20 protein-coding genes are annotated in these 19,679 nt (G+C 61.0%); 15 read left to right on the top strand and 5 right to left on the bottom strand.

What is annotated here, in order from left to right; genetic code table 11:
- Positions 1-37 precede the first annotated feature (37 nt).
- The 3 genes from PH558_RS17705 to PH558_RS17695 form a co-directional block, all read right to left on the bottom strand.
- Positions 38-340: an AzlD family protein gene (locus tag PH558_RS17705; protein WP_285205777.1), complete on the bottom strand. Its 303-nt coding sequence runs from the start codon at positions 338-340 to the stop codon at positions 38-40.
- Positions 337-1,041 carry an AzlC family ABC transporter permease gene (locus PH558_RS17700; RefSeq protein ID WP_285205776.1) on the bottom strand — a complete coding sequence of 235 codons (705 nt, stop codon included), beginning with the start codon at positions 1,039-1,041 and terminating at the stop codon, positions 337-339. The genes PH558_RS17705 and PH558_RS17700 overlap by 4 nt, the downstream gene beginning before the upstream one ends.
- Before the next feature lie 190 nt (positions 1,042-1,231).
- Positions 1,232-2,053: an AraC family transcriptional regulator gene (locus PH558_RS17695; protein ID WP_095436230.1), complete on the bottom strand. Its 822-nt coding sequence runs from the start codon at positions 2,051-2,053 to the stop codon at positions 1,232-1,234.
- A gap of 225 nt (positions 2,054-2,278) precedes the next feature.
- On the opposite strand from PH558_RS17695, the gene PH558_RS17690 reads away from it, so the two are divergent.
- Complete coding sequence (locus tag PH558_RS17690) at positions 2,279-2,779, top strand: GFA family protein (RefSeq protein WP_285205775.1); 501 nt, start codon at positions 2,279-2,281, stop codon at positions 2,777-2,779.
- Between the two features lie 286 nt (positions 2,780-3,065).
- A complete protein-coding gene (gene alr, locus PH558_RS17685; protein WP_285205774.1) occupies positions 3,066-4,229 on the top strand; it encodes an alanine racemase in 1,164 nt (387 codons plus the stop codon).
- Positions 4,230-4,250: 21 nt separating this feature from the next.
- On the opposite strand, the gene PH558_RS17680 is transcribed toward alr, so the two are convergent.
- On the bottom strand, positions 4,251-4,886 hold the full coding sequence (locus tag PH558_RS17680; protein ID WP_095436229.1) for a LysE family translocator: 636 nt from the start codon (positions 4,884-4,886) through the stop codon (positions 4,251-4,253).
- A 153-nt stretch (positions 4,887-5,039) separates the two neighbouring features.
- On the opposite strand from PH558_RS17680, the gene radA reads away from it, so the two are divergent.
- From radA to rarD, 12 genes are all read left to right on the top strand, one after another.
- Positions 5,040-6,443, top strand: a complete 1,404-nt coding sequence (gene radA / locus PH558_RS17675; protein WP_285205773.1) for a DNA repair protein RadA — start codon at positions 5,040-5,042, stop codon at positions 6,441-6,443.
- Between the two features lie 91 nt (positions 6,444-6,534).
- Positions 6,535-7,155, top strand: coding sequence for a CvpA family protein (locus tag PH558_RS17670; protein ID WP_069616173.1), 621 nt, complete (start codon positions 6,535-6,537; stop codon positions 7,153-7,155).
- Between the two features lie 164 nt (positions 7,156-7,319).
- The gene (purF, locus tag PH558_RS17665) at positions 7,320-8,804 is read left to right on the top strand and encodes an amidophosphoribosyltransferase (protein WP_095434389.1); all 1,485 of its coding nucleotides are present in this window, start codon (positions 7,320-7,322) and stop codon (positions 8,802-8,804) included.
- A 78-nt stretch (positions 8,805-8,882) separates the two neighbouring features.
- Complete coding sequence (locus tag PH558_RS17660; protein ID WP_095434388.1) at positions 8,883-9,623, top strand: SDR family NAD(P)-dependent oxidoreductase; 741 nt, start codon at positions 8,883-8,885, stop codon at positions 9,621-9,623.
- Positions 9,624-9,846: 223 nt separating this feature from the next.
- The gene (gene cysS / locus PH558_RS17655; RefSeq protein WP_285205772.1) at positions 9,847-11,238 is read left to right on the top strand and encodes a cysteine--tRNA ligase; all 1,392 of its coding nucleotides are present in this window, start codon (positions 9,847-9,849) and stop codon (positions 11,236-11,238) included.
- A gap of 11 nt (positions 11,239-11,249) precedes the next feature.
- Positions 11,250-11,618 carry an endonuclease domain-containing protein gene (locus PH558_RS17650; protein WP_285206029.1) on the top strand — a complete coding sequence of 123 codons (369 nt, stop codon included), beginning with the start codon at positions 11,250-11,252 and terminating at the stop codon, positions 11,616-11,618.
- A complete protein-coding gene (locus tag PH558_RS17645; RefSeq protein ID WP_285205771.1) occupies positions 11,615-12,097 on the top strand; it encodes a GFA family protein in 483 nt (160 codons plus the stop codon). The genes PH558_RS17650 and PH558_RS17645 overlap by 4 nt, the downstream gene beginning before the upstream one ends.
- Positions 12,094-12,585, top strand: coding sequence for a GFA family protein (locus tag PH558_RS17640; RefSeq protein ID WP_095434385.1), 492 nt, complete (start codon positions 12,094-12,096; stop codon positions 12,583-12,585). Before PH558_RS17645 ends, PH558_RS17640 begins: the two co-directional genes overlap by 4 nt.
- Positions 12,578-13,054, top strand: a complete 477-nt coding sequence (locus tag PH558_RS17635) for a GFA family protein (protein ID WP_285205770.1) — start codon at positions 12,578-12,580, stop codon at positions 13,052-13,054. The genes PH558_RS17640 and PH558_RS17635 overlap by 8 nt, the downstream gene beginning before the upstream one ends.
- Entirely contained in the window at positions 13,051-14,010 is a 960-nt protein-coding gene (gene pip, locus PH558_RS17630) for a prolyl aminopeptidase (protein WP_285205769.1), read from the top strand. The genes PH558_RS17635 and pip overlap by 4 nt, the downstream gene beginning before the upstream one ends.
- Before the next feature lie 91 nt (positions 14,011-14,101).
- The gene (cimA, locus tag PH558_RS17625; RefSeq protein ID WP_285205768.1) at positions 14,102-15,718 is read left to right on the top strand and encodes a citramalate synthase; all 1,617 of its coding nucleotides are present in this window, start codon (positions 14,102-14,104) and stop codon (positions 15,716-15,718) included.
- A gap of 108 nt (positions 15,719-15,826) precedes the next feature.
- Positions 15,827-16,756 (top strand): EamA family transporter RarD, encoded by a 930-nt coding sequence (gene rarD / locus PH558_RS17620; protein WP_285205767.1) that lies wholly within the window; start codon positions 15,827-15,829, stop codon positions 16,754-16,756.
- An 11-nt stretch (positions 16,757-16,767) separates the two neighbouring features.
- Here rarD and PH558_RS17615 read toward each other — a convergent pair whose 3' ends face one another.
- A complete protein-coding gene (locus PH558_RS17615) occupies positions 16,768-17,391 on the bottom strand; it encodes an LOG family protein (protein WP_285173529.1) in 624 nt (207 codons plus the stop codon).
- A 155-nt stretch (positions 17,392-17,546) separates the two neighbouring features.
- On the opposite strand from PH558_RS17615, the gene PH558_RS17610 reads away from it, so the two are divergent.
- Positions 17,547-19,610: a LysM peptidoglycan-binding domain-containing protein gene (locus PH558_RS17610; protein WP_285205766.1), complete on the top strand. Its 2,064-nt coding sequence runs from the start codon at positions 17,547-17,549 to the stop codon at positions 19,608-19,610.
- Positions 19,611-19,679 lie beyond the last annotated feature (69 nt).

The following is a 19,679-nucleotide window of genomic DNA, read 5'->3' as shown; positions in this document are numbered from 1 at the left end:
GTACGAGAACCCCTTCGCATTTTTCCCGGAAAGGGCTTCAGAGTCCCGCAGCCCGTAGCAAAGCCACCGTCGCAACGCCGACAACAACGGTTACCAGCATGGGCAAGCGGCGTGAGGCGATTGCGGTGGCGGCGCAGGCCAGCGTCTCCGCCCAGCCGGTGGCAAAAGCCGTCGGCGCAATGACAGCCATCAGCACGGCCGGTGGAATGGCTTCGATTGCGGTTCGCCGGCGCTCGTCAATCCTAACGTAGCGAATCAAGACAAGACCACCAACACGGGTGAAGATCGTTGCGGCAGCCATGGCAAGGATGGCAAGCAGAGTGCTGAGATCGAGCGTCATGCCGCCTGCTCCGGCACCCTGCCTTTCCAGAAAGCCATTGCCAGCCCCGCCAGCGCACCGGCTGCAATATGCCAGACACCGGGCACGAACTGGTGGACTGCAACGGCTGCGATTCCGCTTGCAGCAAGCACCGCGCCGGTTTCCGGCCCTTTCCAGAAGCCCATGACCAGCACGATGAAGACGGCCGGAAAGGCGAAGTCGAGACCGATGACGGCGGGATCGCCGAGAAAGGCGCCAAGCAGAGCACCCGCAAGCGACGAGCCGACCCAGGCCAAGTAGAAGGGCGTGACGATGCCCGCATACCAGGCGGGCGTGAGCCGCATCGTGCCCGCGCGGAATTCCGCCATGGCCCAAATCTCATCGGCGAGAAACAGCATGGCGATATAGCGTTTGATGCCGGAAAAAGACTGCATCTTCGTGCCGATCGAAGCGCTCATCAGCAAGTGTCTGACGTTGACGAGCAGGGCCGCAAAGCCGGCGCCAATCCAGCTTGCGGGATGTGTCCAGATATCCATCGCCACGAATTGCGAGCCGCCAGCGAAGACGAGCGCGCTCATCAGTGTGGTCTCCAGCGGCGAAAGCCCCTTGGTCGCCGAAACCGCGCCGAACACGAGGCCGATCGGCAGGACGGCAACGATCAAGGGAAAAATGGCACGCATCCCGGCTTTGAATTCGCCGGCCGGCCGGCTTTGCTGCAACATTGGCAACCTCCACTTCAACAATGACAGAGAGGTAGCCGACGGCAGCCGGCGCTGTATTGAACGAAAGTGACTGGAGTTCCACCCAGAATCGGCAAAGCGTTTTCAACATTCGCAGAAAAGCGGAAATGCTATGTTTTGTTTCTTTACGCATTCCGGGCGGAAAACCGCTGCGCACTTTTCCTGAAATGCGCTAGCCGACGCGGAACTGACCCGGGGTGACGCCGGTGCGCGATTTGAAGTGGCGCGTAAAATGCGCCTGATCGGCGAAACCGCATTCCATGGCGACATCGGCCGGCATGCGGCCTTCCCTGAGCAATCGGCGGGCAACGATAACACGCCGGTCGGTCAGAAAGGCATGGGGCGTGATATGATACTCCCTGCGGAAGGCGCGGATCAGGTGCGCGCGGCTCAGCCCCGCGACCTTGGCCAACTCCTCCAATCCGACATCGCTGTCGAAATTCTCAGTGAGATAATCGCGAGCACGCGCGACCGCGCTGCGCTCCTTGGTATCGACGGGAAGGACGATCGTGCTGCCGTAGCGCGCAAAAAGCGCCGCCAGCACCGAGAACATGCCCTCATCGGATTCCAGAGCGCCAGCACCGCTCTCGAGTGTACGGTGCGCCTTGTGGAAAGCGCTCGCAAGCTGCGGATCGCGCAACAACGAACGGGCGAAAGATGGCGTCGCGTTGAAGGCTTTGCCGGTGACGTCTTCCAGAATATCGACGAAGAGCTTCGCGTCCGGGTAGATCATGCGGTAGCGATAGCCTTCGCCGCCCGGAGCGCCGTCATGCACTACTCCGGGATTGATCATATAGAGATCGCCCGGTCCGGCTTCTTCCCGACTGCCGAGCAGCGTGGTGATCTGGCTGCCTCTTTCAATCGTCCCGATGCTGAAGGTGTCGTGCGCATGCGGCGCATATTCATGCGTCACGAAGCTTGCGCTCAGGCATTCCATGTCACGAAAGCGACCGTCTCGCCAGAAGCGGGTCGATTCCACCTTGGCAAGCGGCATGGCGTCAGCCGCCTCTTTCTGCGAAACGTTCTGCATCCCCGAAGATTAGCGCGCCGGCTCCCGCGCGTCTTGAACAAAAGTGATCGCATGTGGAAAAGGCTGGTACCTGCCTGTGCGCGCTTTCTTGAGAAGGCGTGATGGGATCCGTCGTTCTGCTGGACGATCCAAAGATGAAAACCTAAAAGGCATTTAGGCCCAAACCCGCTCTTTGGAGGAGAAGCAAAATTGAAACGCATCGAGATGAAGGTGAGTGGCGGCTGCCAGTGCGGTGCCGTGCGCTATCAAGCAACTTCCATGCATGATAATTCGCATCTCTGCCATTGCCGCATGTGCCAGAAAGCCTCCGGCAACATCTTTGCTGCGCTCGTCGCCGCGCCTGATGATGCGCTCACTTGGACACGCGGCAAGCCGAGCGTCTGGAAGAGTTCTGAGCTTGTCGAGCGCGGCTTCTGCGCCAATTGCGGCACGCCATTGTTCTTTCATCACCTCGAAAACGGCCGCACCAACCTGATGATAGGTTCGCTGGACAATCCGCACGCCTTCCCGCCGCATGCCAATACCTGCACCGAGAACATGGTGGCATGGTTCGATACGATAATGGGCCTAGAAAATACCGGTGTGACTGAAAATAACGGTGCCGAATGGGCTGCGGCGATCAAGACGAGCAACAACCAGCACCCTGATCGCGATACCGCCTCATGGGCGGTGAGAAGGCGTGACGACTGAGTCCTATCCGGCGATCGCCCGCGGGGCACTGTCCGTCGCCGCTATTCCGAAATAACCACCATCCCGGAAACTAAAGGCCGCAACAGCCTACTTCCAGGATGATGCGCGCAGCGTATCTGAAGGGCAGCCCTTCAGCTCATTCGTGCCTCGAAGCAGCCTCTTGGTGTGGCGGCAGTTTCTGCCTAATTCCGCATACATGCCTCGCAGCACTTTTTCTTTTCATCGACGGCCAGTATCCTGATCCAAGCCAAATCACCTCCGGCCACTTCCTTATTCAGGGCGCCCCATGACAGATAATTTCAATGACGATGATGCTTTCGCTTCCGCCGGCCTGCGACTGACGGTGGATCTCGGCGCGCTCGTCGAAAACTGGCGCGACCTCGCGCGCCGCTCGGGGAAGGCCCGCACCTCAGCCGTCGTCAAGGCCGATGCCTACGGGCTGGGGATCGAGGATGTCGGCGAAACGCTTTATGCTGCAGGTGCGCGCGATTTCTTCGTCGCCACCGCCGATGAAGGCGCGACATTGCGGCTCTACGCTCCGGAAGCGCGCATCTTCGTCTTGAGCGGTATCTGGCCGGGCATGGAGCGGCGGTTCTTCGAAAACGACCTCGTACCGGTCGTTGCTTCGGAAGAACAGTTGACCTTCTGGATGTCGGTTCTATCGGATTATGGCGACTATCCCTGCGCGCTGCAGGTCGACACCGGCTTCAACCGGCTCGGCCTGCCAATGGATGATGCGATCGCACTTGCGGATGACGTTTCCCGTCCGGCAAGCTTTGCGCCGGTTCTCGTCATGAGCCATCTCGCCTGCGGCGACGATCCTTCCAATGCGATGAACGGGCAGCAGCTCGAGGCCTTCCGCAAAGTCAGCGCCGCCTTCGAAGACATCGAGGCGAGCCTTGCCAATTCAGCCGGCATCTTTCTTGGGGCCGACTATCATTTCGACCTCACCCGCCCCGGCATCGCCACCTATGGCGGCGAGGCGGTCCCCGGCATGGCCAATCCGATGCGCCCGGTAGCAACGGCGGAGGCGCGGATCATCCAGACCCGATCGGTCAAGGCGGGCGAAACGGTGGGATATGGCCGCGCGCTTCAATTGACCCGCGACAGCCGGCTGGCGATCGTCTCGGCAGGTTACGCCGACGGCTACATGCGCAGTCAGTCGAGCGCCGGCGTGCCATTGCGCCAGACCGGCATTGCGGGCGGCCATGGCTTCATTGCCGGGCATAAAGTGCCCGTTGCCGGCCGCATCACCATGGACCTCACCATCTTCGATGTCACCGATCTGCCGGAAAATCTGGCCCGCGCCGGCGACTACGTTGAACTCTTCGGCAAAAATATCCTGGTGGATGAAGCCGCAAAGGCTGCAGGCACTATCGGTTACGAGATGCTGACCAGCATGGGGCTGCGGCACGAGCGTCGGTATATCTCGGAAGAGACCGAGGAATAGCCCAGCTACTCCTCAAAATACTTAGCGGGCGCTGATCGCCAGCCGAACGCCAAGGGCGACAAAGAGCGTGCCGAGCCCGCGATCGAGCCACAGGCCGAGGCTGCGATTGCGCCGAAGCGCGTCACTCAATCGGCCGCCGAGGAGGATCAACGGCGGTTCGATGAAGGCGGCGACTACGATGATCAGGCTTCCATGCAGCAGAAGCTGCGCCCAGACCGGGCCGGCGCCTTCGACGACGAATTGCGGTAGGAAAGCCAGGAAGAAGATCGCGACCTTCGGGTTGAGCAGCGAGACCATGATGCCTTGCCGATAAATGCGGCTGAGGGACAAGGCCCTACCGGCCTCCTTGATCCATGCCCCCTCGCCCTTCGAGCGCAGCGCCTGAATGCCGAGCCAGATCAGATAGGCCGCGCCGATCCATTTGACCGTCGAAAAGGCCAGCGCGGAAGCGGCAAGAATCGCCGAGAGGCCGGCGGCCGCCATCAGCACATGCAGGCACGCGCCGCTCCAGATGCCGAACAGCGCTGCAAAGCCGGAGCGCATGCCGCTTCTGATCGTGTGACCGAGAATGAAGGCGATATCCGGTCCCGGCGACAGATTGAGAAGGATTGCCGCGGTCAGAAAGCCCATCCAGTGCGCAAGCGAATAGTCAAACATCGATTATCGTCCATAAAACCCGGCATAAAAGCTGACACGATCGCCATTGATACGGAAATCATTAGTTTTGATAGGCCGGGAAAGACATTATCTGTCAGCCGAGCGCGATTCGTCTCGAAAAAGCGAAGTATTTGAACTTGAGAATAGCATCCTATGGCTAAAGCCCGCACACAATTCATCTGCCAGAACTGCGGCACGGTCCACAATCGCTGGGCCGGCAAGTGCGACAGTTGCGGCGCGTGGAACACCATCGTCGAGGAAGATCCGATGGGCGGGATCGGCGGCGGACCGACGAAGACGCCGCGCAAGGGCAAGCCCGTCACGCTGACCACGCTTTCGGGTGAAATCGAAGAGGCGCCGCGCATCCATACCGGCATATCCGAACTCGACCGCGCCACCGGCGGCGGTTTCGTGCGGGGATCGGCCGTTCTCGTGGGCGGCGATCCTGGCATCGGCAAATCGACGCTGCTGATGCAGGCGGCGGCCGCACTCGCCCGTCAGGGGCACAAGATCGTCTATGTCTCCGGTGAAGAGGCTGTGGCGCAGGTCCGCCTCCGCGCCCAACGTCTGAAAGCGGCTGACACCGAAGTGCTGCTGGCGGCCGAAACCAATGTCGAGGACATTCTCGCGACGCTGGCGGAAGGCAAGCGGCCGGATCTCGTCATCATCGATTCCATCCAGACGCTGTGGAGCGAGCTTGCCGAGTCCGCGCCCGGCACGGTGACGCAGGTGCGTACCGGCGTTCAGGCGATGATCCGTTTCGCCAAGCAGACCGGCACGGCGATGGTGCTGGTCGGCCACGTCACCAAGGACGGCCAGATCGCCGGGCCGCGCGTCGTCGAGCATATGGTCGATGCCGTCCTCTATTTCGAGGGCGACCGCGGCCATCACTACCGCATCCTGCGCACCGTGAAGAACCGCTTCGGCCCGACCGACGAGATCGGCGTGTTCGAAATGTCCGACGCCGGGCTTCGCGACGTGCCCAACCCGTCCGAGCTCTTCCTCGGCGAGCGCAACGAAAAATCGCCCGGAGCGGCCGTCTTTGCCGGCATCGAGGGTACGCGGCCGGTGCTGGTGGAAGTGCAGGCGCTGGTCGCGCCGACATCGCTCGGCACGCCGCGCCGCGCCATCGTCGGCTGGGATTCGGCGCGGCTGTCGATGATTCTCGCCGTTCTGGAGGCACATTGCGGCGTACGGCTCGGCCAGCACGATGTTTACCTCAATATTGCCGGCGGCTACCGCATTTCCGAGCCTGCTGCGGACCTTGCGGTCGCTTCTGCACTGGTTTCCTCCCTGGCCGGTCTTGCTCTGCCCGCCGATTGCGTCTATTTCGGCGAAGTCAGCCTGTCGGGCGCCGTCCGGCCGGTTGCGCACACCGCCCAGCGCCTCAAGGAAGCCGAGAAGCTGGGATTTTCCGCGGCCGTTCTGCCTGCCGCTTCCGCCGATCTGCCAAAGGTCAATGGCGGACGCTGGAGCGAGATCGACAGCCTGCCGGATCTGGTGGCGCGCATTGCCGGATCGAGAGGTGCGCTCAAGCGCGCGGAAGACGAAGACTGAGCCTTACTTCAGCCGTTCTTGGCAAAGAAGAGGCTCATGATTGAGGCCGATGCCGACCATGAGGTCCGGCAAGTCTTGAAGTGGATTATAGATGCCCATTACGATTTTCGACGGTATTGTTATCGGCGTTCTTCTCTTCTCCGCCATTCTGGCCATGGTTCGGGGCTTTTCGCGCGAAATTCTCTCGATCGTCAGCTGGGGCGGCTCCGCAGTCGCCGCCTACTATCTTTATCCGCTGCTCGTTCCCTATGCCCTGCAATACAAGGCCGACACCAAGATCGCCACGATCGCGTCTGCCGCCGTCATCTTCCTGCTGGCGCTCATCATCATTTCTTTCATCACCATCCGGATTGCCGATTTCATCATCGACAGCCGCATCGGCGCGCTCGACCGCACGCTCGGCTTCCTTTTCGGCGCGGCACGCGGCCTGCTGCTGATGGTCGTCGTCGTTGCCTTCTGGAACTGGCTGGTGGCACCGGCCGCACGTCCGGACTGGGTCAACAACGCCAAGTCGAAGCCTTTCCTCGATTCGATGGTCGAGAAGCTGACGGCGGCGCTGCCGCAAGACATTCAGGCAAGGCTGCCGGCTGAAATCCTCAACAAGATCGCGCCAAATCAGCAGCAACAGCAGCAGCAAGGAAGCGGCGACAACGCCACGCCGAACGATACCGCGCCGTCGGATGATGCACCCGCGCCGCAGACAAACAATTGACGGTGCGTTTACAGGCTTGACCTGCCGCCCGAGAATCGCCATTTGAGCGGCGTGACAATAGAAGATCCGGCCCGATATTTTTTCCGGCCGGATTTTGAGCTATTTTAATGGTCACTCGTGACGCCGCCCCGATCCGCCCACGTTGAGAGCAAAGGCCCGCAGCCATGAACCATTCCGTTTCCTTCGAGGACGATATCGACGGCGACACGCTGCATGAAGAATGTGGCGTCTTCGGCATCTTGGGGCACCCGGATGCGGCAACGCTGACGGCGCTCGGCCTGCACGCCCTGCAGCATCGCGGCCAGGAAGCAGCCGGCATCGTCTCCTTCGATGGCCAGCGCTTCCACTCGGAGCGGCGGATGGGTCTTGTCGGCGACCACTATACCGACCCCGCCACCCTCGCCCGCCTCCCCGGTGACCGCTCGATCGGTCATGTACGCTACTCCACCACCGGCGAAACCATCCTTCGCAATGTCCAGCCGCTGTTTGCCGAGCTGGAAGTCGGCGGCATCGCCATTGCCCATAACGGTAATTTCACCAACGGCCTGACCATGCGCCGCCAGCTGATCGCCGATGGTGCCATCTGTCAGTCGACCTCGGATACCGAAGTCGTCCTCCATCTCATCGCCCGCTCCAAGCATCCCTCCTCCTCAGATCGTTTCATCGATGCCATCCGCCAGATGGAAGGCGGCTATTCGATGCTCGCCATGACGCGCACGAAGCTGATCGCCGCCCGCGATCCGATCGGCATCCGGCCGCTGGTCATGGGCGAACTCGACGGCAAGCCGATCTTCTGCTCGGAAACCTGTGCTCTCGACATCATCGGCGCGAAATATGTCCGCGACGTCGAAAACGGCGAAGTCATTATCTGTGAGATCCAGCCTGATGGTTCGATCACTATCGATGCCCGCAAGCCGGAAGTTTCACAGCCCGAGCGTCTCTGCCTGTTCGAATATGTCTATTTCGCCCGTCCTGATTCCGTCGTCGGCGGCCGCAACGTCTATGTCGCCCGCAAGAACATGGGGATCAACCTCGCCAAAGAAGCGCCTGTCGCGGCCGATGTGGTCGTGCCAGTTCCGGATGGCGGCACGCCCGCCGCGATCGGCTACGCGCAGGCAAGCGGCATTCCCTTCGAGCTCGGCATCATCCGCAACCATTATGTCGGCCGTACCTTCATCGAGCCTACGCAGCAGATTCGCGCCTTCGGCGTCAAGCTCAAGCATTCCGCCAACCGCGCCATCATCGAGGGCAAGCGTGTCGTGCTGATCGACGATTCCATCGTGCGCGGGACCACGTCCGTGAAGATCGTGCAGATGATCCGCGAAGCCGGCGCCAGCGAGGTGCATATCCGCGTCGCCAGCCCGATGATCTTCCATCCGGATTTCTACGGCATCGACACACCGGACGCCGACAAGCTGCTTGCCAACCAGTACAGCAGCCTGAAGGCCATGTGCGATTACATCGGCGCGGATTCGTTGGAATTCCTGTCGATCGACGGGCTCTACCGAGCCGTAGGCGGCGAGCCGCGCAACAATGCGCAGCCGCAGTTCACCGATCATTACTTTACCGGGGACTATCCGACGCGTCTGCTCGACAAGGAAAGCACCAGCAACGTGCGCAAGCTTTCCGTTCTCGCGAGCAATGGTTGACCTTATAAACGGTTGACCCCAGAAAGGTTAGGGGCGTTCTGCCCCTATTCCTTTGCAACATATCCGGATCAAAGCAGCATGAGCGTCAATCTCAAGGACAAGATCGCACTCGTTACCGGCGCATCGCGCGGTATCGGCTATTTCACGGCACTGGAACTGGCCAAGGCCGGCGCGCATGTGATCGCCTGCGCCCGTACCGTCGGCGGGCTTGAGGAGCTTGACGATGCCATCAAGGCTGCCGGCGGCTCAGCGACGCTTGTGCCCTTCGATCTTGCCGACATGAATGCCATCGATGCGCTCGGCGCCTCCATCTATGAGCGCTGGGGCAAACTCGATATTCTCGTTGCCAATGCCGGCGTTCTCGGCGTGATCTCGCCGATCGGCCATGTCGAGGCCAAGGTGTTCGAAAAGGTGATGACGATCAATGTCACCGCCACTTGGCGGCTGATCCGTTCCGTGGAACCGCTGCTGATGCGCTCCGATGCCGGCCGCGCCGCCATCCTCTCCTCGGCCGCCGCCCATCGCTGCCGGCCCTTCTGGGGTCCCTATTCCGCCTCTAAAGCTGCCGTCGAGGCGCTAGCGCGGACCTGGGCCGGGGAAACGCAGAGCACGCCGCTGCGCATCACCAGCGTCGATCCAGGCGCTACCCGCACTGCCATGCGTGCTCAGGCCATGCCCGGCGAAGACCCGGATACGCTGCCGCATCCGCGAGAGGTCGCCCAGGCGATCCTGCCTCTGGTCGGCCCTGACGTCACCGAAACCGGCAAGCTTTTCGTCGTGCGCGAAAACAGGCTCGTCGACTATCGGATGCCGGAATAAAAACATCCCGGGCCTTTACGCGGGACGCCTTATCCCTACTTGACCAAATTCATCCGGCGCGCGATAAAGCCGCCCATGAAAACGGTTATCTGCATTATCTGCCGGAAGATTATTCGCTAGCGTTTCGCTGGCCTGGCCGTTTTCGTCTCCCAAAATCCAAGATGACAAACGTCCGGCCTGCCGGTGACGGTATTTTTTCGGATTTATGCCTTGGGAGAGTGACATGGCCGCCGAGCCGCAATTAAAGTTCTACAACACGCTGACGCGCGAAAAGGCCGATTTTCAGCCGATCGATCGCGACAATGTCCGCATGTATGTCTGCGGCCCGACGGTCTATGACTTCGCCCATATCGGCAACGCCCGCCCGGCGATCGTTTTCGACGTGCTGTTCCGGCTGCTGCGGCATGTCTACGGTGAGAGCCGTGTCACCTATGTCCGCAACATCACCGACGTCGACGACAAGATCAACTTGCGCGCGTTGCGCGACCATCCCGGCTTGCCGCTGAACGACGCGATCCGTCTGGTGACGGAAAAGACCGAACGGCAGTACCGCGAAGACACGACGGCGCTTGGCTGCCTGGAGCCATCGGTACAGCCGCGTGCCACCGACAATATCGCGCAGATGATCGCCATCATCGAAACGCTGATCGACAAGGGCCATGCCTATCGGGCGGCCGGCGAGGTGCTGTTCGACACCAAGTCGATGGCCGATTACGGCCAGCTTTCGAAGCGCAATCTCGATGAGCAGCAGGCAGGCGCTCGCGTCGCCGTCGACGAGCACAAGAAGAGCCCTGGCGATTTCGTTCTGTGGAAACTTTCGGACGAGAACGAACCCGGCTGGGAAAGCCCCTGGGGCCGCGGTCGTCCGGGCTGGCATATCGAATGCTCGGCCATGAGCGGACGCTATCTCGGCGATGTCTTCGACATTCACGGCGGCGGCCTGGACCTGATCTTCCCGCACCATGAAAACGAAATTGCCCAATCGCGCTGCGCGCATGGTACGCATGCCATGGCGAATGTCTGGATGCATAACGGCTTCGTGCAGGTCGAAGGCCGCAAGATGTCGAAGTCGGAAGGCAATTTCGTCACTATCCACGAGCTGCTGCAGACGGACAAGCTCGGCGGGCGGACCTGGCCGGGCGAGGTGCTGAGGCTTGCCATGCTGATGACGCATTATCGCGAGCCGATCGACTTCTCCGTCAAGCGGCTCGAAGAAGCCGAACGGCTGATCGCCAAATGGCCGGCTGCCGACATTAGCGACGTCTTGCCAGATCCGACGGTTCTTGTCGCTCTCGCCGACGACCTCAACACCGTTGCCGCCATCCAGGCATTACATGCCCTGGCGCAAGCCGCCAATGCCGATGCCAGCCTCCTGCCCGTCTTCGCGGCCAGCGCCGATCTTCTCGGCCTGCTGCCGAAGAAGGCAGAGATCGACGAAGCTGTGGTCGCCGAGATTGATGCCAAGGTGCGCCAGCGTCTGGAGCTGCTGAAGGCGAAGAACTTCGCCGAAGCCGACAAGCTTCGTGAGGAGCTGACGGCAAGAGGTGTTCAGCTCAAGGACGGCAAGGACGCGGCGACGGGCGAGCGCATTACGACTTGGGAGATCAAGCGGTGAACTTCGTTACCTTGCCGCATACTCCAGTCCCGCCGAAGATCCGCAGTAACGCCCGCCGCATGCGCAAGGTCATGACGGACGCGGAACTTCGGCTCTGGAATGAATTGCGCGCGCACCGCCTCATGGGTCTCGGCTTTCGCCGCCAACTGCCCATCGCCGGTTATATCGTCGATTTCGCCTGCCCTGCTGAAAAACTCATCGTCGAAGTCGATGGCTCCCAGCATGGCAATGACCACGATCAGACCTATGACAAGGTTCGCACCCGCCGTCTCGAAGCCGGCGGCTGGACTGTCCTGCGCTTCTGGAATGACGATGTTCTGAAGGATATCGATAACGTCTGCATGCATATTCTCATCGTCGCCGGAAAGGATAGATCATGACCGCCTCGACCTACACCGGCGGCTGTCAGTGCGGCGCGGTTCGCTTCCGGGTGCGGGGTGAGCTGAAGGACGCCTCCATCTGTCACTGCCGCATGTGCCAGAAGGCCTTCGGCGCCTATTATGCGCCGCTGGTTTCGGTGCGCGGCACCGAGCTTACATGGACACGTGGCGAGCGGAAGGTGTTTCAATCATCCAACTATGTGAAGCGCGGCTTCTGCGGGGATTGCGGCACGCCGCTGACCTACGAGGCGCCCGATGGCATTGCAGTCGCGGCTGGTGCCTTTGACGATCCCTCGCAACTGCCGCCCGTTGTGCAGTATGGTACGGAAGCCAAGATCGGCTTCGTCGATCGGCTGCATCTGCTGCCCGGACACTCGACGGAGGAAGACGCTGCGCAAGCGCCCTTCGTGCTGAACATCGTGTCCAACCAGCATCCTGACCACGATACGGCAGCATGGCCACCGGAGAGCGGCAAATGACAATGGTTGCAGGACATAGCGGCGGATGCCAATGTGGCGCGGTTCGTTATCGCACAGCCAGTGCGCTCGGCTATCCGCACCTTTGTCATTGCCGCATGTGCCAGAAAGCATCTGGCAATTACGCCCTGCCATTGGGCAGCGCCAAGCGTGTCGATTTCGAGCTGACGCGTGGCGAGCCCTCCTGGTTTCATTCGTCCGATCTCGTGCGCCGCGGCTTTTGCGGCACCTGCGGTACACCATTGTTTTACGACGTACCCGGCACGGATTCCATCAATGTGACACTTGGTTCGTTGGATGAGCCTGCGCTGGTCCAACCCGTCGCACAATCGAACCGCGCAGGAAAAATGCCTTGGTTCCATGCACTCGATGCGCTGCCGATGGAACCGGATGAGGACAGCTCAGACCGTGCGATATCGATCAGGCTCTCCAATCATCAACATCCCGATTACGATACCTCAAGCTGGCCAGAGGAGAAGAGCCATGAGTGAAGCTACCAGAAGCGGAGGATGCCAATGCGGTGCTGTGCGGTTTCGCATTCGCGGTGAGCTCGGCCGCCCCTCGATCTGCCATTGCCGCATGTGCCAGAAGCAGTTTGGCAATTTCTTCTCCGCGCTCGTTACAGCCCCTGAGGACGGCGTGGAATGGACGCGCGGCGAGCCGACCTATTTCCAGTCCTCCGTCAATATCGACCGCGGCTTCTGCAAGAACTGCGGCACGCCGCTGACCTACCGTCATCCCGGCGGCCTCGAAATCGCCATCGGCGCCTTCGACGAGCGCGACGATCTCGCGCCGCAGATCCAGGTCAACCACGCCTATCGCTTGCCATGGGTGGAGACGATCTTCGAAAAGCCCGTCTATCAGGATCCGGATTTCTATTCGCGGCAGGAGCACATCATTTCCTTCCAGCATCCCGACCACGATACCGATGTCTGGCCGGCGGAGGGGCTAAAAATATGACCGAAGTCCTGCGCACATTTTATCCGGAAATCGAACCCTATGCCTCCGGTCACCTCGATGTCGGCGACGGTCATGTGATCTATTGGGAACGCGTGGGAACGCCCGGCGCCAAGCCCGCCGTCTTCCTCCATGGCGGCCCGGGCGGCGGCATTTCGCCCAGCCATCGTCGCGTATTCGATCCGGCGCTTTACGACGTGACCCTGTTCGACCAGCGCGGCTGCGGGCGCTCGACGCCGCATGCCGGCCTGGAAGCCAACACCACCTGGCATCTGGTCGACGATATCGAACGACTGCGCAAAATGGCCGGTGTGGAAAAGTGGCTGGTTTTCGGCGGCTCCTGGGGCTCGACGCTGGCGCTCGCCTACTCCGAAACGCATCCGGAGCGGGTTTCCGAGCTGGTCGTGCGCGGCATCTATACGCTGACGAGAGCCGAACTCGACTGGTATTATCAGTTCGGCGTCTCCGAGATGTTCCCCGATAAATGGGAGCGCTTCATTGCGCCTATCCCGCCGGAAGAGCGGCATGAGATGATGGCCGCCTACCATCGGCTGCTGACGCATCCAGACAAGGCTGCCCGCCTGGAAGCCGCCAAGGCATGGTCGATCTGGGAAGGCGAGACGATCACGCTTCTGCCGGAGCCCGCCGTCAGCGCCCAGTTCGAGGATGCGGAATATGCGCATGCCTTCGCCCGCATCGAAAACCATTTCTTCGTCAATGCCGGCTGGCTGGAAGAAGGCCAGCTGCTGCGCGATGCCTACAAGCTGAAGGACATTCCCGGCGTCATCGTCCATGGACGCTACGACATGCCCTGCCCGGCGAGATATGCCTGGGCGCTGCACAAAGCATGGCCGAAGGCGGAATTTCACCTGATCGAAGGCGCGGGCCATGCCTCGTCCGAGCCTAGCATTCTCGATCAGCTGATCCGCGCGACGGATAAGTTTGCAGGGAAGATCTGATCTCGGAACGCCCCTCACCCCAGCCCTCTCCTCGTTAACGGGGAGAGGGAGCGACTGAGCAAGAAGAAACCGGTTCGCCGGAGGAAACAGTATGACACGCGAAAAAATCTATCTCTTCGACACGACGCTCCGCGATGGCCAGCAGACGCCCGGCGTCGATTTTTCGGTCGAGGACAAGATTGCCATCGCCACCATGCTGGATGAGTTCGGCCTGGACTACATCGAAGGCGGCTATCCCGGCGCCAATCCGACGGATACGGCTTTCTTCAACGAGAAGCGCACGACATCGGCCTCCTTCGTCGCCTTCGGCATGACGAAGCGCGCCGGCATCTCCGCTTCCAACGATCCCGGCCTTGCGAGCCTGCTGCAGGCGAAGTCCGACGCGATCTGTTTCGTCGCCAAGAGCTGGGACTATCACGTCAAGGTGGCGCTAGGCTGTACCAACGAGGAAAACCTCGAAAGCATCGCCGAAAGCGTCAAGGCGGCCATTGGCGCCGGCAAGGAGGCTCTCGTCGATTGCGAACACTTCTTCGACGGCTACAAGGCCAATCCGACCTATGCGCTCGCCTGCGCCAAGACGGCCTATGACGCCGGGGCCCGCTGGGTCGTACTCTGCGACACCAATGGCGGTACGCAGCCGCCTGAGGTGCGCGCCATCGTCGAAGCCGTCATCGCCTGCGGCGTTCCCGGGCACTGTCTTGGCATCCATGCCCATAACGACACCGGCCAGGCCGTTGCCAATTCGCTTGCTGCGGTCGAGGCCGGCGTTCGGCAAATCCAGGGCACGCTGAACGGCATCGGTGAGCGCTGCGGCAACGCCAACCTGATCACGTTGATCCCGACGCTGGCGCTGAAAAGAGCCTATAGCGAACGTTTCGAAACGACGATCGATGCCGAGCGGCTCGTGGGCCTGACTGGCCTTTCGCACGCCTTCGACGAGCTGCTGAACCGCTCTCCGGACCATCAGGCTCCCTATGTCGGCGCCTCTGCCTTTGCCACCAAGGCCGGCATCCACGCCTCGGCGCTGCTGAAGGACCCGCGCACCTATGAGCACGTGCCGCCGGAGAGCGTGGGCAACTTCCGCAAGGTCATGGTCTCCGACCAGGGCGGCAAGTCGAACTTCATCAATGCGCTGAAGCGGCGCGGCATCGAGGTCGGCAAGGACGACCCCAAGCTCGACCAGTTGATCCAGATCGTTAAGGAGCGGGAAGCGACAGGCTATGCTTACGAAGGCGCGGATGCGAGCTTCGAGCTTTTGGCACGGCGCACGCTCGGCACCATCCCGGAATTCTTCGCGATCGACGGTTTCCGCGTCATGGTCGAGCGCCGCTTCGATTCCCACGGCCGGGTGAAAATCGTCTCGGAAGCGGTGGTGAAGATCATCATCGATGGCGAGACCATCATGTCGGTTGCCGAAGGCGACGGACCGGTCAATGCGCTCGACCTGGCGCTGCGCAAGAATTTCGGCAAGTACCAGCACGAGATCGATGATCTGGAGCTGGCCGACTTCAAGGTGCGTATCCTCAATGGCGGCACGGAGGCCATCACCCGAGTCCTGATCGAATCTACCGATAGCGACGGCGTACGCTGGTGGACGGTCGGCGTGTCCGAGAACATCATCGATGCATCGTTCCAGGCGCTGATGGATTCCGTCATCTACAAGCTGATGAAAAACCGCCATATGGCAGGCAGAATAGCGGCGGAGTGATCCGCCGCCCATCAAAAAGCTTGACGATGCAGTCAAGGAAATGAATTAGCCATGCCGCATGCATTGGAGTAATCCCGTCTCAAATAATTGTGAAAGACGGGAAAATTCATGGCCACCGACGCGGTCAAACCTGAAATCAAGAACAACGACGCTATCCGCGGCTTCGGCTTCGCGATGACGGCCTACCTCTTCTGGGGCGTCCTGCCGCTCTATATGAAGGCGCTGGCGCATATCCCAGCTTTCGAGGTCATCGCCCATCGCATCGTCTGGTCGGTGCCTGTCGCCGGCATCGTGCTGCTGGCCTTTGGGCATCTGGGTGACGTGAAGGCGGCATTTCGCAACCCGCGTACGATCGCTATGGCATCGCTGACGGCAGCGCTCGTCACCATCAACTGGGGAACCTATGTCTGGGCGATCGGCGCCGGCCATTCGCTCGATGCCGCGCTTGGTTACTTCATCAATCCGCTATTCAGCATTGCGCTCGGCGCCATCGTGCTCAAAGAAAGGTTGGCGCCGATACAGATCGTCGCCATCTGCCTTGCAGCTATTGCGGTCATCATCCTGACGGTGAAAGCCGGCACCCTGCCCTGGGTCGCATTGTCGCTGACCTTCTCCTGGGGCTTCTATGCCTTTTTCCGCAAGACCCTGCCTGTGGGAGCGAATCAGGGCTTCTTCATCGAGGTGCTGCTGCTCTGCATCCCGGCAGCGCTTTACATCCTCTATCTGGAAGCGCGCGGCGAAGGCCACTTTTACCAGACCGGCATTTCGGATACGGCGCTTCTGCTCGGCTGCGGGCTCGTGACGGCGCTGCCGCTGATGATCTTCGCCAATGGCGCGAAGCTTCTGAGGATGTCGACCATCGGTATCATGCAGTATATCGTGCCGACCATGGTGTTCCTGATCGCCGTCTTCCTGTTCAAGGAACCCTTCGGCACGATCCAGCTCGTTGCATTTTCGCTGATCTGGGCCGGTCTCGTGCTCTACAGCTGGTCGATGCTGCGTCAGAGCAAAAGGAGGCTAACCAGCGGGCCTGGTTAGCAGATCCCCAATTAAAGCTTGGAAATCACGGCCTCTTCGCCGCCTCGGTCGCCATGCGTCTCGGCGGCGTGTTTGCGGATGGCCGGAATGATATCGGCGATCTTGTCGATGACGAGAGGCTGGACGCGATGGGCGGTATGGACGAAGCCCTCTTCCGTCATATGGCGGATAAGCTCCATCATCGGGTCCCAGAAACCATTGATATTGGCGAAGACCATCGGCTTTTCGTGCCGGCCGAGCTGACCCCAGGTCATGATCTCGACGATCTCTTCCAACGTGCCGATGCCGCCGGGCAGCGCAACGAAAGCGTCGGCGCGCTCGAACATGCCGTGTTTGCGCGCATGCATGTCAGGCGTTATGATGAGTTCGTCGAGTTGACCGAGCGAATGGCGCGTCGCTTCCATATCGACCAGAAATTCCGGAATGATGCCGGTGACCTGACCGCCGTGCGATAGCACGCCGCTCGCGACAGCGCCCATGATGCCCTTCGTTCCGCCGCCATAGATCAAGCGCAGGCCGTTTTCGGCAATGCTTTTACCCAGTTCGCGGCCGGCAGCCATGTGGGAGGGATCGCGCCCCGGCCGCGAGCCGCAATAGACGCAAATGGTTCGAATTGGCGTGGAATCGTCGGTCATGAATGCAAACAACTATGCTGCAGATGCTCAGTCAAGATTTTTCAAAGGAAAACTTGTGTCGGAACATGCGAAAATGGCTGAGAAAGCTTGTAAAAGCAGGCGAAATCGCTAGCAATTTCAGGAGTTGCGACGACTTCGCCGCGTGGAGATGAATGATGATGAAGAACCGTGCCGGTTGGCTGGCTCTGTTGGTGTTGGCAGTGGCGACCCTGTTGATGGTCTTTTTCGTGATGCCACGCATCAACGGCGACAAGACCCCGATCGGCAATGTGGTCAATCAGGCCAACGACGCGGTGAAGAATACGATCGACCAAAATGCGCAGAAGGCCGGCGAGACCGCCGAGAACGCGACCAAGGCCACGCAGAATGCCGTATCGACCGCCGTCAACACTGCAGACCTCGCGAAGAAGCTGACCGACCTGACGGGCGCGGCAACCACCTCGCTGGCCGATTTGAAGGCGCTCTTCAAGGACGGCAATGCACCGACCGAGGATGCCTTCACGGCTGCGAAGACGAAAGCGATTACCGCGCTGCAATCGATCGTCGGCTTCGCGCTCCCCGCAGGGGTCGACGCAACAGTGACGGGACTTGTGAAGAAGGTTCAGGACGGCGCTGGCAAGGCGCTCACCATCATCCAGTCCCTTCCCGACAATGCCGCCGAAGCGAGTGCGGCGATCGACAAGGCTTTCGCAGCGTTGACAGGCCAACAGGCGCCCCAGACCGACGCGGCTGCCAACCCTCGCGTACCGTCATTCGACGTGTTGCGCGTCGAGCCGGATGGCTCGACGGTTATTGCTGGTTCGGCCGAGCCGAATGCCAAGCTGGAGATCGTCGACGGCGAAAAGGTCGTCACGACGATCAATGTCGGCCCGAGCGGCGACTTTGCCGCCGTACTCGACAATCCGCTGCCGCCTGGAGACCACGAACTGGTGCTGCGCGCCACCGGCAAGGACGGCAAGGCCGTCAATTCCGAGGAAGTCGCCACCGTCTCCGTGCCGAAGGACAACTCCTCCCAGGTCCTCGCGATGGTGTCGAAGCCAGGCGCTGCAAGCCGCATCATCACCGCGCCTTCCGCCAAGCAGGGCCGCGTGGCCGCGGGCGAACAGGACACGTCAGCAGCCGACGCCCAGGCCAAAGCGACGGATAAGCCGGCGGCAACGGCAGATGCCAAACCGCAACAGAATGGTACGGCAATCGCATCCGCCAATCCTGCGGCAGGCGCGGCAACGCCACCGGCAGCAAAGGCGGAGGCGGATCAAGACGTCATGGTCAATGCGGTGGAGATCGAAAACAACCATATCTTCGTTGCCGGCACCACAAAGCCGAACGCCAAGGTCCGCGCCTATGCCGACGAGAAGCTCATCGGTGAGAACGTCGTGGGTGCGGACGGTCACTTCGTGGTAGACGGACCCATGCCGCTTGCCGTCGGCGATCACAAGATCCGCGTCGACGTGCTCGACGGAGCCGGCAAGGTCGTGGTGCGGACCAGCGTCAACTTCACGCGTCCCGAGGGCAATCAGGTGACGGTCGCGGCGCAGACCCCCGCCGCCAATGGTCAGGCACAGGCGACCACAGCAAACATGGTACCGCTCGACGAGGGCGAGCTTGCCAAGCTCAAGGAAGGCGCTGGAAAGGCTTTTGCGCTGCTCAAGGGCCTCTTTACCGACGGCAAGCAGCCGAATACGGAACAGCTCGCAGCCGCCCGCTCAGGCACGGAAATCGCGCTCAAGTCACTGTCGGAATTCCGGCCGACCATCAACGCCAGTGCTGCGCTGAAGAAAGCTGCGGCCGACGCTTCCAGCACGGCCTCCAGGGCGCTTGCCACCTTGCTTGCTTTGCCGAAAGATCCGAAATCGGTCGGCGCGGCGCTGCCTGGGCTCGAACAGATGATCGCTGTTATCACCGAGCCTGTTCAGACGGCACCGGCACAGCCGAACACAGAGGTCTCATCCAACGACAGCGGCCCGAAGACGCTCGAGCAGGCACCGCTGTCGCAGGACACCAATGCCGTCATCATCCGTCGCGGCGATACGCTGTGGCAGATCTCACGCCGCATCTACGGTGCGGGCGTGCGCTATACGACGATCTATCTGGCCAACGAAGACAAGATCAACGATCCGGACCGTATTCTGCCGGGTCAGGTCTTCGGCCTGCCGAAGGATGCATTGCCGAACGCCGAGGAGCTTCATCGTAAGCGGCTTTCGGGCGAGCATCTCTAGTAGCAACTGTAGTGCATTGAGGACATTAGCAGCGACCAGGCGCATCCACGCCTGGCCGCTGCTTTTACA

The organism is Rhizobium pantanalense (assembly GCF_030182525.1).
Classification (GTDB): Bacteria; Pseudomonadota; Alphaproteobacteria; order Rhizobiales; family Rhizobiaceae; genus Rhizobium.
This window is presented reverse-complemented; position numbering and strand designations above follow the sequence as displayed.